We start from the raw sequence: 16,503 nt of genomic DNA, 5'->3' as shown, positions 1-16,503 counted from the left end.
TCAGTGCCCCTTTAGCGGTTGCCGGTGCTGACGCCACTGTCCCCAGCCTTCCAGCAGGGCGATCACCGCGATATAAAAGACCGTCGCCACCCCGAACGCCTGAAACGTACGCAGGGTTTCGGTTTCCACCTGGCGGGAAGCATAAGACAGCTCCGCCACACCGATCGCCATCGTCAGCGATGAGTTTTTAATTACGTTCATGTACTGGCCGAGCAACGGCGGCAGCGCGATGCGCAGCGCCTGCGGCAATACGACATAGCGCATCGCCTGCCAGCCGGTCAGCCCCAGCGCGCAGGCGGCGTATTTCTGGCCGTGCGCCACGCCGGCGATGCCGGCGCGAATCTCTTCAGCGATAAAGGCGGCGGAATAGAGCGTCAGGCCAAACAACCCGGCCAGAAACTCAAACGACGGCCCGTTTAGCCCGAGTAGCGGAATCACGTGCGGGTTGTTGAGCCACTGCATCAGCCCGGCAGGCAGCAACTGCGCCGCGCCGAAGTACCAGAAGAACAACTGCACCAGCAGCGGGGTGTTGCGAAACAGGGAGCAATAGGCGATCGCCAGCCAGCGCAGCAGCGGCGTACGGCTATCACGGCCGGCCGCCAGCACCAGCCCCAGCGCGGTCGCCAACACCACGGTGGCGGCGGCTATACCGAGCGTGACCTGAAAGCCTTGCCATAGCCATTGCAGATACTGCGGCGCCAGCAGCCAGTCGGTCAGCCATTGTCGGGTAGATTCATCAGTCATCATAAACAAGAAGGCCCCCGGGATGGATCCGGGGGCAAATCACAACCATCAAGTAAGAAACTACGGTAACAACTATCGGATGGAGAATGCTATAGCAACGTACTCAAGCCTTGGGTTGCTGATCCAGCGGCGCGATTTTGAAATCGCCGCGCGGCTGGGCAGACGGCGTTTCCGGCCCAAACCAGCGGTTATAAATCTTCACCGCCTCACCCTGTTTTTCCAGATTCAGCAGGATGTCATTCACTTTCTGCGTCAGGCGATCTTCACCCTTCGGAATACCGATGCCCTGATACTCTTTGGTGATGCTGAACGGAGAAATTTCAAAGTCGGCTTTCTGCGCCGCCGGCAGGTTGCCCAGCAGCCCGACCAGCTTGGCGTCGTCCTGCGTGATGGCCTGCACGTTGCCGTTACGCAGCGCGGTGAACGCCAGCGGGGTATCGTCGTAGGAAATCACTTTGGCGGTCGGGTAGTGTTCCCGCAGGGTGATTTCCTGCACGGTGCCCTTGTCGGCGCCGATACGCAGATTTTTGATATCGTCCGGCGTTTTCAGCACGCCTTTGCGGGCGATGAACTTCTGGCCGGTGGCGAAATAGGGCACGCTGAAATTGACCTGTTTGGCGCGCTCGTCGGTAATGGTGAAGTTGGCTGAAATCAGATCCACTTTTTTCGAGCTCAGCAGCGGAATGCGGTTGGCCGGGTTGGTGGCGCGCAGTTCTACTTTGACGCCCAGCGCCTTGCCGATGGCTTCAGCTACATCCACATCGTAGCCCACCAACTTTTTGCTTTGCGGATCGACATAACCAAACGGCGGATTGCTGTCGAACACCGCCACTTTCACCACGCCCGCTTTCTGGATGTCATCCAGCTTGTCGGCCTGCGCGTTGCCAGAGAGAGAAACCAGTCCTGCCAGGAGAGAAAATGCCAAAAGAGATTTTTTCATCTTATTATCCGCCTATAAGCCGCTGTTCATAAACGATTGTTAACTCAATGAATGCAGGCTAACAGCGGCTCTGACGCACCGGAAATAACATAAACACCCATAATATGAACTTATGTTATATCCGGTTGGTGGCAACCACGGGTGACAGGGCGACGATGCAGTGATACAGATGCGACGTTACCAATGACAACGCCCCGCACTGGCGGGGCGTTGAGAGCATCATCGGCAGCAAGCCAGACTTATTCCGGTTTTTCGGCGTCTTTCTGCGCCAACATTTTCTCCAGCGCGTCGCCGCCCAGATGACGGAAGTCCTGGCCTTTGACGAAGTAGAAAATAAACTCGCAGATGTTCTGGCAACGGTCACCGATACGTTCGATGGAACGGGCGCAGAACAGCGCGGTCAGCACGCTGGGAATGGTGCGGGAGTCTTCCATCATGTGGGTCATCAACTGACGCACAATGCCTTCGTACTCTTTATCCACCTTCTTGTCTTCCATGTAGATGCGCTTGGCTTCGTCCAGGTCCATACGGGCGAACGCGTCCAGCACATCGTGCAGCATCTGTACGGTGTGGTTGCCCAGCGACTCCAGGCTAACCAGCAACGGCTGATGCTGATGGGAGAATTTCTCCAGCGCGGTGCGGCAGATTTTGTCCGCCACATCGCCGATACGCTCCAGCTCGGAAATGGTCTTGATGATCGCCATCACCAGACGCAGGTCGCTGGCGGTAGGCTGGCGCTTGGCGATGATGCGCACGCACGCCTCGTCAATGCTCACTTCCATCATGTTTACTTTAGCGTCGCCTTCGATCACGCGCTGCGCCAGTTCCGCGTCCTGGTTATGCATGGCGGTGATGGCGTCGGTCAGTTGCTGTTCCACCAGCCCGCCCATGGTCATCACCTGGGTGCGGATGCTTTCCAGCTCGGCATTAAACTGACCGGAAATATGTTTGTTCAGATTGAGATTTTCCATGATACTCCCGTAATCAACCGTAACGACCGGTGATGTAATCTTCGGTCTGTTTCTGCCGTGGCGCGGTAAACAGGGTATCGGTATCGCTGAACTCAATCAGCTCGCCCAGATACATAAACGCCGTATGGTCGGAACAACGCGCCGCCTGTTGCATGTTATGCGTCACGATCACCACGGTATAGTCTTTCTTCAGTTCGGAAATCAGCTCTTCGATACGGCCGGTGGAAATCGGGTCCAGCGCCGAGCAGGGTTCGTCCAGCAGCAGCACGTCCGGACGAATGGCGATACCGCGGGCAATGCACAAACGCTGCTGCTGACCGCCGGACAGGCTGTAACCGCTCTGGTGCAGCTTGTCCTTGGTTTCCTGCCACAGCGCCGCCTTGGTCAGCGCCCACTGTACGCGCTCGTCCATCTCCGCACGCGACAGTTTCTCGAACAGGCGCACGCCGAAAGCGATGTTGTCGTAAATCGACATCGGAAACGGCGTCGGCTTCTGGAACACCATGCCCACTTTGGCGCGCAGCAGCGCGATATCCTGGTTATCGGTCAGGATATTGTTGCCATCCAGCAGGATATCGCCTTCGGCGCGTTGCTCCGGATAGAGCTGATACATTTTATTCAGGGTGCGCAGCAAGGTGGACTTGCCGCACCCTGACGGACCGATAAACGCCGTCACCTGGTTTTGGGCGATATCCAGCGTGATGTTTTTCAGCGCATGAAATTTTCCGTAATAGAAGTTCAGGTTGCGCACCTGGATTTTGCTGGCGGATGTCTCTGTGACCATACTCATCAAGACTTCTCTCTTCTGGCGAATCTGGCGAACGCCGCCTGCGCGACGCCCGGATATTCATTAATGTTGCTGGTAATTTTTTTAATGTTGCTGACTAATGCGTCTTCTTGGCAAACAGCACGCGCGCCACAATGTTCAGCAGCAGCACGCATAGGGTGATCAGCAGTACCCCTGCCCACGCCAGCCCCTGCCACTCTTTGAACGGACTCATGGCAAACTTGAAGATGGTGACCGGCAGGTTGGCGATCGGATGCATCAGGTCCGTGCTCCAGAACTGGTTCGACAGCGAGGTAAAAAGCAGCGGCGCCGTCTCCCCGGCGATACGCGCCACCGCCAGCAACACCCCGGTGATGATGCCGGAAACCGACGCCTTCAGGGTGATGGCCGAAATCATCTTCCATTTCGGCGTCCCCAGCGCGTAGGCCGCTTCACGCAGGCTGTCCGGCACCAGTTTCAGCATGTTCTCGGTGGTGCGAATTACGATCGGCACCTGCAACAGCGCCAGCGCAATCACCCCCGCCCAGCCGGAAAAGTGCTCCATTTTAGCCACCACCAGCGTGTAAACGAACAGCCCCACCACAATCGACGGCGCCGACAGCAGAATGTCGTTAATAAAGCGAATCACTTCGGCGATCAGCGACTTACGGCCGTATTCCGCCAGATAGACGCCGGCCAGGATCCCCAGCGGCGTGCCAAACAGCGTCGCCCACAGGATCAGCAGGCCGCTGCCGACGATGGCGTTGGCCAGACCGCCGCCAGCGGTATTGGGCGGCGGCGTCATTTCGGTAAACAGCGACAGCGACATGCCGTCGATGCCCTTGGTCACGGTGGACATCAGAATCCATACCAGCCAGAACAGACCGAACGCCATCGTCAGCATCGACATACACAGCGCGATGCGGTTTTTCTGACGGCGCCAGGCCTGCATCTTGCGACGGGTTTCCAGCGAGTCAGAACGGTTTTCAATGCCAATGCTCGCCATCAGCGCGCTCCTTCGTTTTTAGCCAGACGCATGATCATCAGCTTCGAACAGGCCAGCACGATAAAGGTAATCACAAACAGGATCAGGCCCAGCTCCATCAGCGCGGCGGTATGCAGCCCGGTGTCGGCTTCGGCGAATTCGTTAGCCAGCGCGGAGGTGATGCTGTTGCCCGGCATATAGAGCGAGACGCTATCGAGCTGGTAGGTGTTGCCGATGATAAACGTCACCGCCATCGTCTCGCCCAGCGCACGTCCCAGCCCCAGCATAACGCCGCCAATCACGCCGTTTTTGGTGAACGGCAGCACGATGTGCCAGATAACTTCCCAGGTGGTGCAGCCGATACCGTAGGCCGATTCTTTCATCATCACCGGCGTCTGTTCGAACACATCGCGCATTACCGCGGCGATGTAGGGGATGATCATGATGGCCAGAATCACGCCGGCCGCCAGAATACCGATGCCGAACGCCGGCCCGGAGAACAGGGTGCCGACCAATGGGATGCTGGAAAGCACGTTGCCTACCGGTTGTTGGAAATACTTGGCGAACAACGGGGCGAACACAAACAGCCCCCACATGCCATAGACGATACTCGGGATCGCGGCCAGCAGCTCAATCGCCACGCCCAGCGGACGTTTCAGCCAGCTCGGCGCCAGTTCCGTCAGGAACAGCGCGATACCGAAACTAATCGGAATGGCGATGATCAGCGCGATCAGCGAGGTCACGATGGTGCCGTAAATCGGTACCAGCGCGCCGAATTGCCCGGCGGGCGCATCCCATTCTTTGGTCCACAGGAAGGAGAAACCAAACGTTTTGATACTCGGCCAGGAGGCGAAAATCAGGGAAACGATAATTCCGCCCAGCAACAGCAACGTCAATAGGGCCGCCAGTCTGACCAGCGCCCCGAAGAGAATGTCGCCCTGTTTTCCCGGAGGTGTAATGGTTGGCTTGTGTTCAGCCATACGTCTCTCTTCTTTCAGATAACTGCGTTTTTCAGATAACTGCGTCTTTAATCAGGTCATTGGAGGAAACCCCAATGAATGTCAGAGGTGGATACCCCGTTTCCGGTTTATCCACCTCTCGGTACTCACACAACCGATCCTGCTAACCGCAATCAATACAGCGCTTTACCGCTGCTGTCTTTGATCTGGGTTTTCCATGCTGCGCGTACCTGAGCAATCACTTCTTTCGGCAGGGTAGAATAATCCAGCGCTTTGGCCTGATCGCCGCCTTTGGTGTAAGCCCAGTCAAAGAACTTCAGCACTTCTTTGCCCTGCTCAGGCTTGCTCTGTTCTTTGTGAATCAGAATGAAAGTGGTAGAGGTGATCGGCCATACATCGGCGCCTTTCTGGTTGGTCAGGTCCTGTGCGAAGGACTTGCTCCAGTCAACGCCTTTGGCGGCATTGCTGAAAGACCCTTCCGTCGGGCTGACTGCTTTGCCGTCGGCAGAAATCAGCTTGGTGTAAACCAGGTTATTCTGCTTGGCGTACGCGTATTCAACGTAACCGATCGACCCCGGCAGACGCTGCACGAACGCCGCGATGCCGTCGTTGCCTTTACCGCCCAGACCGGTCGGCCAGTTTACGGTGTTGCCCGCGCCAATCTTCTCTTTCCACTCGCTGTTCACTTTAGCCAGGTAGCTGGTGAACACGTAGGAGGTGCCGGAACCGTCGGCACGACGCACCACAGCGATGTCCTGATCCGGCAGTTTCACGCCCGGGTTCAGTTTGGCGATGGCTTCGTCGTTCCATTTCTTGATTTTGCCCAAGTAGATATCACCCAGCGTTTTGCCGTCCAGCGTCAGCTCGCCGGCTTTCACGCCCGGCACGTTGACAGCCAGCACGATACCGCCGATCACGGTCGGGAACTGGAACAGACCATCCTGAGCCAGTTTGTCATCCGCCAGCGGCGCATCAGACGCACCAAAATCTACGGTCTTGGCGGTAATCTGTTTCACGCCGCCCGAAGAACCGATGCCCTGATAGTTAACTTTGTTGCCGGTTTCTTTTTCGTAAGAATCAGCCCACTTTGCATAAACCGGAGCGGGGAACGTCGCACCTGCGCCAGTGAGGTTTGCCGCGGCAAAAGCAGAAACCGCCGTCAGAGAAAAACTTGCAGCAACGATACTGGCAACAGTGGTACGCATGAGTTTCATAATCCCTCCTGTGGGATACTTAGACGTGTAGACCCGGAGCTATTGTTTAATCAGAGTGTAGTTTGCTGGTGGAGAAAATAGGTCAATTCGGTGACAGTAAAATGTACGCAATATGACAGTTGTGTGACAGTCGAGTCAGATTCGCTCGTTCGTCATAGTCTGACTACTGCCAGATACCGGCCCGTATCACGTGAAAAAATAGCAATAATGCCCAAAGCGGCATGTGCTTAACGAGCCAGAACGCCACGCCCGCCATCCCTTTTTAACGCCGCGATTTAATATGTCTTTTATTTTTACCGCTGTTCACTCCCCTTGCCGCCCAGCGATAAAAAAACCTGTTCTATACTCAGATATGTCGCTGAAAAAACAGCGCTCTCACGTCAGGACCCAACTCCCCTACAGGATGTTTCCACTTTTTATAACCGAGCCTAGCAGACGCATTTTTCTGTTTTGTTACCAGGAGCGCAATACACTGATTTTATTTGTTTTTTAAGGGAAAAATGACAATGAAAAAACATAATACCGATGAGCAGCGCGTCGCAAAAATCAATGAATATCATTTGCTCGACTTACACTTACAGCAATCCTTTCAAAACCAGGTCAGATTATTTGCACGGATACTGAATTTTCCGGCGGCGTTTATCTCGATTATCGATCTGGACAAGCAATGGCTGATTTTCAGCGAAGGTATCGATATTGAATGTACTACCCGGGAACTGGCATTTTGCAATTCGGTGATTGCCACCGAGACGACCTTATCGATTCCCGATACGCTGACAGACAGTCAGTTTTGCGAGCACCCGCTGGTTACCGGCGCTCCGCATATCCGTAGTTACTTTGGCATACCTTTGGTGCTCGACAAGATCGTGGTCGGCACCCTGGCCGCCATCGACTATCAACCGCGGGCACTGGATGACACGACGCGAGAAACCGCCGCCTTCGTCGCCAGCACTACCGAAGCCCTGTTCAAATTGCACAGTGACCAGTTGCATCGGGAACAGGAAATCCGGCTGCTGAATAACTCCTCCGTGGTGCTGATCAACTGGCAGCAAGACAACATGCTGCACATTTCCTACATGTCCCCTAATGCGCATCATGTTCTGGGCATTACCGAAGAAGACATCAGACATAACACTGCGGCGATAGAAAACTATATCCATCCGGACGACTACGAGAACCTGCTGTTTGCACTGGATAACCATAAAAAAGGCGTGGCGAATCTGGAATGCGAATACCGCTTTTTGTCGCCCAGAGGAAAAACGCTGTGGATTCGCCAGCTTTCCATCGCCAATTACCATCACAACGGCAGACTCAGCCACGTGCAGGCGCTGCTGATCGATAACTCCCACCAGAAATACCTGCAAAAACTGCTGGTGGATACCAACAACCAAATGCGGCTGGTACTGGAGTCGTCCAGTCTCGGCACCTGGGACTGGGATCTGGGGCGGCATAACATTCGCGTCAATAAACAGTGGTGCGAAATGATGGGCGTCACGCAGGACCAATTCGACTCCTCAATGGATTACTGGCAACAGCTGATGCACCCGCTGGATCGGGAAAGAATGGTGCAGGCGGCGGAATCCTGCATCACCGGTCAGGCAACCTTGATCAACGAGCAATACCGGATGCGCCACAATAAAGGCCACTGGGTGTGGATTGAAACCTACGGCAAGGTGGTGGAATACAACGAAAAAGGCAAACCCATTCGGGTCGCCGGCACCCATCGGGATATTACCGAGAAGAAAAACAAGGAATTACAGGAAGAAGCGGATAAACGCCTGCTGGAGCTGATTAACCGGGCCCAAAAGATCTTTCTGGAAAAAACCGACATCCAGGAAGCCTGCATGTCCATCTTTGACGACCTGCTTTCCATCTCTGAATCGGAGTTCGGTTTTATCGGTCAGGTCAGAGAACACGATGGGAAGAAAGTGCTGCACATCGTCGCCATTTCCAACGTCAGCTGGAACGGCGACAGCAAGAACTCTTACGATACTTTTCTGCAAAACAAACTGCAGTTCACCAGCCTGGACAACCTGTTCGGGCATGTGGTGATCACCGGCAAACCGGTCATCACCAACTCGCCGCGTTCCCACTCCGCCTCGCGCGGCGTGCCGTCAGGCCACCCAATCCTGCGACAATTCATGGGGTTGCCCATCTATTTCCGTAACGAGGTGGTGGGGATGATCGGACTCGGTAACCGCTTCGACGGCTACAACGAGCGGCAGTTGCGCTTTCTCAACCCGTTCGTCGACACGTTAGGCTCGCTGTTCTACGCGCTGGAAACCCAGCGAGCCCGAGAAGAGCTGGAAGAAAAACTGCTGGAAATGGCCAATACCGACGCCCTGACCGGCATCCATAACCGGCGCGCCTATATTCTGGAAACGGAAAAGTGCTACCGCAACCATGAGAAAAACACCGCACTGGCGATCATCGATATCGACTTCTTCAAAAAGGTTAACGACCAGTACGGCCATCACGTCGGCGACGTGGCGATTTGTCGTCTGGCGGAGATCATTACCGGCAAACTGCGTACCGACGACTTCGTCGCCCGCCTGGGCGGCGAAGAGTTCGGTTTGATCGTCCACAACGCCAATCTCGATAATGTCGATGCCATCATGAACGGGATTCGCACCGAAGTGGAAAACACCCTGTTCACGGTTGACGGCTATTCCTTCCATTTTACCGTCAGCATCGGCGCAACGTTTATCAAACACCGTAATGTTCAGAATCTGAAAGACAGCTTCGAGAGCGATATGAAGCGGGCCGACGACGCGCTGTACGAAGCCAAAAACGCCGGCCGTAATCGGGTGGTATGGAAGTAACAATAGAGACAGATTTCTCTGATTAGCTAAGTGTTAATTACAGGTATAAAGTGAAACAGAGCTAATACCCAAAGGAGTTACATGCATGCAGCAAAAAAATACTCATAGTCGATCTGTTTTTATCCACATCGTTTATGGTCAGTGCTATTGATCTTGAAACTTCAGATAGAGACTATCAATACATAGTGGTGACTGATACGTTCGGTAGGGATATTTATCGCTCAGAAATTCAAATCCGTGATTTCAATGAATTACAGAAAAAAATAGAAAAGCTGGAAGATCAGAATGAGAAATTGACCAGAGAAGTCGAAGATATAAAAAAGAAACTCAATGAACTGTCGAATAAAATAAAATGATATTTATTACCTAATCGTCCTGTCATTCTTAGATAGGGTGACCAAAAAGCCCTGAGATAAACCCCAGGGCTTTTATTACTCGTTTTTCAGGTTGATATTGAAAAATATCGATTTCGTCGTTTAGACGGAAAACCTTCTTACTCCACCGTCACCGATTTCGCCAGGTTACGCGGCTGGTCCACGTCGGTGCCTTTGATCAGCGCCACATGGTAAGACAGCAGTTGCAACGGCACGGTGTAGAAGATTGGCGCAATCACCTCTTCCACGTGCGGCAACTGAATGATCTTCATCATGTCGCTGTCGGAGGTGAAACCGGCCTGTTCGTCGGCAAACACGTAGAGTTCGCCGCCGCGGGCGCGGACTTCTTCGATGTTGGATTTCAGTTTTTCCAGCAGGTCGTTGTTAGGTGCGACCACCACCACCGGCATATCCGCGTCGATCAGCGCCAGCGGGCCGTGCTTCAGTTCACCCGCCGCATAGGCTTCCGCATGGATATAGGAGATCTCCTTGAGTTTGAGCGCCCCTTCCATCGCAATCGGGTACTGGTCGCCGCGCCCCAGGAACAAGGCGTGATGCTTGTCGGAGAAACCTTCCGCCAGCGATTCGATCAGCTTGTCCTGCGACAACATCTGTTCGATACGCGCCGGCAACGCCTGCAGAGCATGCACGATATCGTGTTCGATACGGGCATCCATACCGCGCAGACGACCGATACGCGCCACCAGCATCAGCAACACCGTCAACTGAGTAGTGAACGCCTTGGTGGACGCTACGCCGATTTCAGTGCCGGCACGGGTCATCAACGCCAGATCCGACTCGCGCACCAGCGATGAACCCGCTACGTTGCAAATCGCCAACGAGCCCAGATATCCCAGCTCTTTCGACAAACGTAATGCCGCCAGCGTGTCGGCGGTTTCGCCGGACTGGGACAGGGTAATCATCAGGCTGTTGGCGCGCACCGCCGGTTTGCGGTAACGGAATTCAGACGCGATTTCCACGTCGCACGGAATCCCCGCCAGCGACTCGAACCAGTAGCGCGACACCATGCCGGAGTTGTAAGACGTGCCGCAGGCGATAATCTGGATATGCTGGACTTGTGCCAGCAGCGCATCGGCTTGCGGGCCAAGCTCGGACAGGTTGATTTCGCCGTGGCTAAAACGCCCTTCCAGGGTGTTTTTGATCGCCATCGGCTGTTCGTAGATCTCTTTCTGCATGTAGTGACGGTACGCGCCTTTGTCGCCAGCGTCGTACTGTACTTTTGATTCAATCTCTTCGCGATTAACGTCCTGCCCCTGACGGTTAACGATACGTACCGTACGACGAGTGACTTCAGCGATATCGCCTTCTTCCAGAAAGATGAAACGGCGGGTTACCGGCAGCAGCGCCAGCTGGTCGGAGGCAATGAAGTTTTCGCCCACGCCGCGGCCAATCACCAGCGGGCTACCGGAGCGCGCGGCAACCAGCACGTTGGGGTCGCGGCTATCCAGCAGCACCATGCCGTACGCGCCGCGCAGCTGCGGGATAACGCGCTGCACGATGTCCAGCAGCGAACCGCCGCTCTGCTGCTGTTCCCAGTGCACCAGATGCGCCACTACTTCGGTATCGGTTTCGGAGACAAAACGATAACCACGGGATACCAGCAGCTCGCGCAGCGGCTCATGGTTTTCGATAATCCCGTTGTGCACCACGATAATGTGCTCCGACACATGCGGGTGAGCATTTTGTTCGGACGGCTCGCCGTGAGTCGCCCAGCGGGTGTGAGCGATACCGGTTCCGCCGACCAGCGGCTGCTCTTCCGCCGCCTGCGCCAGCACCTGCACCTTACCCAGACGGCGCAGGCGGGACACCTGTCCTTCGCCATTCACCACCGCCAGACCGGCAGAGTCATAACCACGGTACTCGAGGCGGCGTAGCCCCTCCAGCAGGATCTCAGCAATATCTCGTTGCGCAACAGCGCCTACAATTCCACACATCGGTTGTATTCCTGTAAAAGTGACATATTGTGTCACCACGATGTCTTTAGACCTGATTGTTCCGGTTTATTCCGGGTTCCCCGAGCCTTGTAGAGAATGGGGAATTATTATGTTTTGGCCTGCGCTCGCCAGCGCAACGCAGGCCAAAACCGTCTTATCTCAAGACGCATTCCGCCCTCGGATCCTTTTTCTTCCACGCGTCAGCGGGGATCGCAGCATCCGAGGGGGTAAGACTATTTTTTCTTCACCGGACGTTTCCAGCCCGTGATATGGGTCTGTTTGACGCGGCTGATGACCAGTTCATTTTCACCCACATTACGGGTTACCGTAGTGCCCGCAGCGATGGTTGCGCCGTTGGCCACCTTGACCGGCGCGATCAACTGGCTATCCGAACCGACGAACACGTCGTCGCCGATAACCGTCTGGTGCTTGTTGGCGCCATCGTAGTTACAGGTAATGACGCCCGCGCCGATGTTCACGCCCGCGCCGATATCAGCGTCGCCGAGGTAGGTCAGATGACCGGCCTTCGACCCTTTGCCGAGACGCGCTTTCTTCAATTCGACGAAGTTACCTACGTGCGCGTCCTCTTCCAGCACCGCGCCGGGGCGCAGGCGGGCGAACGGGCCGATAGTACAACGCGCTTCCAGCACCGCGTTTTCCACCACGGTGTAAGGGCTGAGTTCGCAATCGTCGCCGATCACGCTATTTTTGATCACGCAGCCCGCGCCGATTTTAACCCGATTACCCAACGTCACCCGGCCTTCCAGAATGACATTGGCATCGATCATCACATCACGCCCGTGCTCCAGTTCGCCACGCAGATCAAAACGGGCCGGATCCAGCAGCATGACGCCCGCCAGCAATAACTGCTCGGCTTGCTCGCGCTGATAAGTGCGCTCCAGCGTCGCCAGTTGCAGCCGGTTGTTGATGCCTTCCACTTCGCTCAACCGCGATGGCTGCACCGCCACCACGCGCTGGCCTTCCTGCGCCGCCATGGCGATGATATCGGTGAGATAATATTCGCCCTGCACATTGTGATTATTGAGCTGGCTTAACCAACGCTTCAAATCACGGCCGCCCGCCACCAGAATGCCGGTATTGATTTCATTGATCGCACGCTGCTGCTCGGTGGCGTCTTTGTGCTCAACGATCCCCACCACTTCGCCGTTGTCCCGCACAATGCGGCCGTAACCGCTGGGGTCGGCCAGATTAACGGTCAGCAGGCCAATCCCGCCTTGCGGTTTGGCAGCCACCAGACGTTGCAGCGTTTCAGGGGAGATAAGCGGCACATCGCCGTACAGAATCAGGATGTCTTCGTTATCGTCAAAACCGTCGGCCGCCTGCTGCACCGCATGACCGGTTCCCAGTTGCTCGGCCTGCAATACCCAGTTCAGCGACGTTTCCGTCAGCGTTTCCCGGATCAGATCCGCGCCATGCCCGTAAACCAGGTGAATGCGCCGGGCGCCAACGTCCATCGCGGCATCAATTACATGCTGAACAATGGGTTTACCCGCCAGAGGGTGGAGGACTTTGGGAAGATCGGAATACATGCGGGTTCCCTTGCCGGCGGCGAGGATAACCACACTCATTGCACTGTTTGACATAGGCATCCTGACTAAAAACTGAATGGTGTCCCGCTGAAGGCGGACGAACGAAAGTAAACCCGTTATCGCGCCGGATTACTACATATTTTTCAGCGAAAAATACGTCTCAGAGCCAATCCGGGGCTGAAAAAATACAGTCATCAGAGTTTACCCAACCCAGCAGGATTTGGGTAATGCGAAACGCGCTCGCCGCCGGTTTTCTCCGACCGTGCTCAGACATAAAACACGCGAGGAATACAAACCGCTGTTTCATAAAATCGAGACCGGGATAACAAAATGAAACTAATTGTTTCATCAGGTGAATTCTGCCGTTCAGTTTGTGAAGCAGCCAAAAGAAACAGTGTTTCATTTTTTGACATAATGCGCCGATCAATAACAAATAATGATGGGGAAAACATGAAATACGCTGCTTCGGGGCTTCTCTCTGTCGCCCTAAATTCTTTTTTGCTTCTGGGTTCCAATACCGCCTTTGCCGCCACTCAGGATACCGCGCCAGTCTGGCATAGCATCGCGTTCGGCCAGTCCACGGATGTGAATTTCGCGACCAACGTCCTGCCGGACAAAGTGGGCGTCAACGACGTCACCATCAACGGCAAAAAGCTGACAGTAAATGACAAGGTCGACCTCTCCGCGCCGATCACTATCGAAAGCCGGGGAGGAAAAATCGCCAATACGCATGACGGCTTGACCTTCTTCTACACGCAGTTGCCCGCCAACGTGAATTTCACGCTGCAATCCGATGTGACGGTCGATCAGTTCGGCCCGGAAAGCGACGCCAAACCCAACGCTCAGGAAGGCGCCGGCCTGCTGGTGCGCGATATTCTCGGCGTACCGCGTCAGGAGCCGTTGAAAGAGGGATACGAAGAGTTTCCTGCGGCATCGAACATGGTGATGAACGCCATCATGACGCAGGATAAAAAATCGAAAACCGAAGTGAAGATGCAGCTCATCAGCCGCGATGGCGTTACGCAGCCCTGGGGTAATACCAACGCGCAAATCACCCGTGCCAGCTATCAGGAAAAAATCAATCTGGAACAAACGCCAACGTTCCGCCTGAAACTGGAACGCACGGATGACGGCTTTATCACCTCTTATGCGCCCAAGGGCAGCGACCAGTGGGTCAGCAAGACGGTAAAAGGCGCGGATTTAGTCACTCATCAGGACAAGAATCACTACTATGTGGGGTTCTTCGCCTCCCGTAACGCGAAGATCACCATCAGCAATGCCAGTCTGACCACCAGCCCGGCCAACACCAAACCTTCCGCCCCATTCAAAGCAGAAGTCAATGCGCCGTTGTTGCAGGTTGCATCTTCCCCGCTCTCCGCCAGCGAGACCTACCCGGTACAGGCGCGGGTCAATTACAACGGCACTATTGAAGTGTTCCAGAACGGCAAATCGCTCGGCAAACCGCAAAAAATTCGCGCCGGCGATTATTTCTCTCTTACCGCGAAGCTGACGCAGCCTAAATCCGATTTCAAACTGGTTTACCTGCCGGGTGAAGGCGAAGACAAAACGGCGAAAGAAACCTCGTTCAGCGTGGAAAAAATCAAGCTGGCCGATGCCAAAAATCTGTATGTTTCTCCGGAAGGCAAAGCCGACAACAACGGCAGCAAGAACGCGCCGCTGGATATCAAAACGGCCATTAACGCCCTGCAGGCCGGCGGCACGCTGTGGTTGATGGACGGCGATTACAGCGCCACCGTGATTCCGGTCAGCGCCAGCGGCAACGCCAACGGAATTAAAACGTTGATGCCGGCCGGCAAAAAAGCGGTATTCCACGGGCTACAGCTCAACGCCAGCTACTGGAAAGTCAAAGGCGTTGAAATCACGGAAAAAAGCTTCCGTATTGAGGGCAGCTACAACCAGATTGAACGCGTGCTGGCGCACCACTGCGACAACACCGGTATTCAGGTTTCCTCCAGCGACAGCGTGGGTCGTCCGCTGTGGGCCAGCCATAACCTGATTCTGAACTCGGAATCGCACAGCAATCAGGATCCCAGCAAAAAAGATGCGGACGGCTTCGCCGTGAAAATGCGCGTCGGCGAGGGTAACGTGATTCGCGGCGCATTCTCCCATGACAATGTTGATGACGGCTTCGACCTGTTCAACAAAATTGAAGACGGCCCGAACGGGGTTGTGGTGATCGAGAATTCCATTTCGGTCAACAACACCAGCAACGGCTTTAAACTGGGGGGCGAAGGCCAGCCAGTGGCTCATCAGGTGAAAAATAGCATCGCTATCGGCAACCACATGGACGGGTTCAGCGACAACTTCAACCCAGGCGCGCTGCAAGTCACCAACAACATCGCGCTGGATAACGTTCGCTTCAACTTTATCTTCCGCCCAAGCCCTTACTATGGCCCGGAAAAACAAGGTATTTTCAAAAACAACGTTTCGCTGCGTACTCAACCCGGTAAGTATGACGATGCGGTGGTGGGCCGAGTGGATGCCAGCAACTATTTCATCAAGAATAACCGTGCGCTCAACAGTCAGGGCAAGGAGATCACCACGGCGAATTACAAATCCGTCGCGGTGCCGGCGGTCTTCAGTCGCGATGAAAAAGGCAATCTGCAATTGGGTGATTTTCTGAAGAAGAAATAACCGGCATAAATCTGAGGGCGCCAAAAGCGGTGCCCGTCAACACCAGCCCGACGGCGCGTCGGGCATAAAAAAAGCCAGCTGATTCAGCTGGCTTTTTTACATCTGCATGATGGTTACATCTGCATCTGTTACATCGCTTTTTTGGTCAGCTCAATGACGCGCAGTTTGGCAATGGCTTTTGCCAGATCGGCAGAAGCCTGAGCATAATCCACATCACCGTGTGAATTGCGGATATGCTCTTCCGCTCTGCGTTTCGCTTCCAGCGCACGCGCTTCATCAAGATCCTGCCCACGAATGGCGGTATCGGACAGCACGGTCACCATGTTCGGCTGTACCTCAAGGATACCGCCGGACAGGTAGATATACTCTTCTTCGCCGTGCTGTTTAACAATGCGCACCATACCAGGCTTAATGGCCGTGAGCAGGGGGGCGTGGCCAGGATAGATTCCCAGTTCGCCTTCGCTACCGGTCACCTGGATCTTCTGCACCAGACCGGAAAACATTGCCTGTTCCGCACTAACGACATCCAGATGGTAAGTCATAGCAGCCATATCACCCTCCTATCAAG

Annotated in this window: 13 protein-coding genes; 3 read left to right on the top strand and 10 right to left on the bottom strand. The window is 54.9% G+C overall.

The genetic code is table 11. From position 1 onward, the window contains the following. From CPA59_RS22635 to pstS, 7 genes are all read right to left on the bottom strand, one after another. Positions 1-744, bottom strand: a complete 744-nt coding sequence (locus CPA59_RS22635) for an amino acid ABC transporter permease (RefSeq protein ID WP_369831440.1) — start codon at positions 742-744, stop codon at positions 1-3. 103 nt (positions 745-847) lie between these two features. After that, positions 848-1,684 carry an ABC transporter substrate-binding protein gene (locus CPA59_RS22630; protein ID WP_038663987.1) on the bottom strand — a complete coding sequence of 279 codons (837 nt, stop codon included), beginning with the start codon at positions 1,682-1,684 and terminating at the stop codon, positions 848-850. A 239-nt stretch (positions 1,685-1,923) separates the two neighbouring features. Beyond that, positions 1,924-2,655: a phosphate signaling complex protein PhoU gene (gene phoU / locus CPA59_RS22625; RefSeq protein WP_033568181.1), complete on the bottom strand. Its 732-nt coding sequence runs from the start codon at positions 2,653-2,655 to the stop codon at positions 1,924-1,926. A 13-nt stretch (positions 2,656-2,668) separates the two neighbouring features. After that, positions 2,669-3,445 carry a phosphate ABC transporter ATP-binding protein PstB gene (pstB, locus tag CPA59_RS22620; protein WP_038920726.1) on the bottom strand — a complete coding sequence of 259 codons (777 nt, stop codon included), beginning with the start codon at positions 3,443-3,445 and terminating at the stop codon, positions 2,669-2,671. A 94-nt stretch (positions 3,446-3,539) separates the two neighbouring features. Then, positions 3,540-4,427, bottom strand: a complete 888-nt coding sequence (gene pstA, locus CPA59_RS22615; protein WP_038663989.1) for a phosphate ABC transporter permease PstA — start codon at positions 4,425-4,427, stop codon at positions 3,540-3,542. Beyond that, positions 4,427-5,386 (bottom strand): phosphate ABC transporter permease PstC, encoded by a 960-nt coding sequence (pstC, locus tag CPA59_RS22610; RefSeq protein ID WP_038663992.1) that lies wholly within the window; start codon positions 5,384-5,386, stop codon positions 4,427-4,429. Before pstC ends, pstA begins: the two co-directional genes overlap by 1 nt. Before the next feature lie 152 nt (positions 5,387-5,538). Continuing rightward, entirely contained in the window at positions 5,539-6,579 is a 1,041-nt protein-coding gene (gene pstS / locus CPA59_RS22605; RefSeq protein WP_038920728.1) for a phosphate ABC transporter substrate-binding protein PstS, read from the bottom strand. Positions 6,580-7,085: 506 nt separating this feature from the next. Here pstS and CPA59_RS22600 point away from each other — a divergent pair. Together CPA59_RS22600 and CPA59_RS23005 are read left to right on the top strand one after the other, a co-directional pair. Beyond that, positions 7,086-9,401, top strand: a complete 2,316-nt coding sequence (locus CPA59_RS22600) for a diguanylate cyclase (RefSeq protein WP_038920729.1) — start codon at positions 7,086-7,088, stop codon at positions 9,399-9,401. Positions 9,402-9,535: 134 nt separating this feature from the next. Further along, a complete protein-coding gene (locus CPA59_RS23005; protein WP_179948977.1) occupies positions 9,536-9,757 on the top strand; it encodes a hypothetical protein in 222 nt (73 codons plus the stop codon). Between the two features lie 137 nt (positions 9,758-9,894). Here CPA59_RS23005 and glmS read toward each other — a convergent pair whose 3' ends face one another. Together glmS and glmU are read right to left on the bottom strand one after the other, a co-directional pair. After that, the gene (glmS, locus tag CPA59_RS22590; RefSeq protein WP_107760735.1) at positions 9,895-11,730 is read right to left on the bottom strand and encodes a glutamine--fructose-6-phosphate transaminase (isomerizing); all 1,836 of its coding nucleotides are present in this window, start codon (positions 11,728-11,730) and stop codon (positions 9,895-9,897) included. 233 nt (positions 11,731-11,963) lie between these two features. Next, positions 11,964-13,334, bottom strand: coding sequence for a bifunctional UDP-N-acetylglucosamine diphosphorylase/glucosamine-1-phosphate N-acetyltransferase GlmU (gene glmU / locus CPA59_RS22585; RefSeq protein WP_107760734.1), 1,371 nt, complete (start codon positions 13,332-13,334; stop codon positions 11,964-11,966). A 396-nt stretch (positions 13,335-13,730) separates the two neighbouring features. Here glmU and pelX point away from each other — a divergent pair, with 396 nt between their 5' ends. Then, on the top strand, positions 13,731-15,935 hold the full coding sequence (gene pelX, locus CPA59_RS22580) for a pectate disaccharide-lyase PelX (protein WP_107760733.1): 2,205 nt from the start codon (positions 13,731-13,733) through the stop codon (positions 15,933-15,935). 128 nt (positions 15,936-16,063) lie between these two features. Here pelX and CPA59_RS22575 read toward each other — a convergent pair whose 3' ends face one another. Beyond that, positions 16,064-16,477 (bottom strand): F0F1 ATP synthase subunit epsilon, encoded by a 414-nt coding sequence (locus CPA59_RS22575; RefSeq protein ID WP_026357867.1) that lies wholly within the window; start codon positions 16,475-16,477, stop codon positions 16,064-16,066. Between the last annotated feature and the right edge of the window lie 26 nt (positions 16,478-16,503).

The sequence above is a fragment of the Dickeya sp. Secpp 1600 genome, from assembly GCF_003049805.1.
Taxonomy (GTDB): Bacteria; Pseudomonadota; Gammaproteobacteria; order Enterobacterales; family Enterobacteriaceae; genus Dickeya; species Dickeya fangzhongdai.
This window is presented reverse-complemented; position numbering and strand designations above follow the sequence as displayed.

What these genes read in the sequence shown, in the direction of transcription:
- CPA59_RS22635 (WP_369831440.1), bottom strand. Translation starts at nt 744, where the DNA reads ATGACTGATGAATCTACCCGACAATGGCTGACCGACTGGCTGCTGGCG.
- CPA59_RS22630 (WP_038663987.1), bottom strand. Translation starts at nt 1,684, where the DNA reads ATGAAAAAATCTCTTTTGGCATTTTCTCTCCTGGCAGGACTGGTTTCT.
- phoU (WP_033568181.1), bottom strand. Translation starts at nt 2,655, where the DNA reads ATGGAAAATCTCAATCTGAACAAACATATTTCCGGTCAGTTTAATGCC.
- pstB (WP_038920726.1), bottom strand. Translation starts at nt 3,445, where the DNA reads ATGAGTATGGTCACAGAGACATCCGCCAGCAAAATCCAGGTGCGCAAC.
- pstA (WP_038663989.1), bottom strand. Translation starts at nt 4,427, where the DNA reads ATGGCGAGCATTGGCATTGAAAACCGTTCTGACTCGCTGGAAACCCGT.
- pstC (WP_038663992.1), bottom strand. Translation starts at nt 5,386, where the DNA reads ATGGCTGAACACAAGCCAACCATTACACCTCCGGGAAAACAGGGCGAC.
- pstS (WP_038920728.1), bottom strand. Translation starts at nt 6,579, where the DNA reads ATGAAACTCATGCGTACCACTGTTGCCAGTATCGTTGCTGCAAGTTTT.
- CPA59_RS22600 (WP_038920729.1), top strand. Translation starts at nt 7,086, where the DNA reads ATGAAAAAACATAATACCGATGAGCAGCGCGTCGCAAAAATCAATGAA.
- CPA59_RS23005 (WP_179948977.1), top strand. Translation starts at nt 9,536, where the DNA reads ATGGTCAGTGCTATTGATCTTGAAACTTCAGATAGAGACTATCAATAC.
- glmS (WP_107760735.1), bottom strand. Translation starts at nt 11,730, where the DNA reads ATGTGTGGAATTGTAGGCGCTGTTGCGCAACGAGATATTGCTGAGATC.
- glmU (WP_107760734.1), bottom strand. Translation starts at nt 13,334, where the DNA reads ATGTCAAACAGTGCAATGAGTGTGGTTATCCTCGCCGCCGGCAAGGGA.
- pelX (WP_107760733.1), top strand. Translation starts at nt 13,731, where the DNA reads ATGAAATACGCTGCTTCGGGGCTTCTCTCTGTCGCCCTAAATTCTTTT.
- CPA59_RS22575 (WP_026357867.1), bottom strand. Translation starts at nt 16,477, where the DNA reads ATGACTTACCATCTGGATGTCGTTAGTGCGGAACAGGCAATGTTTTCC.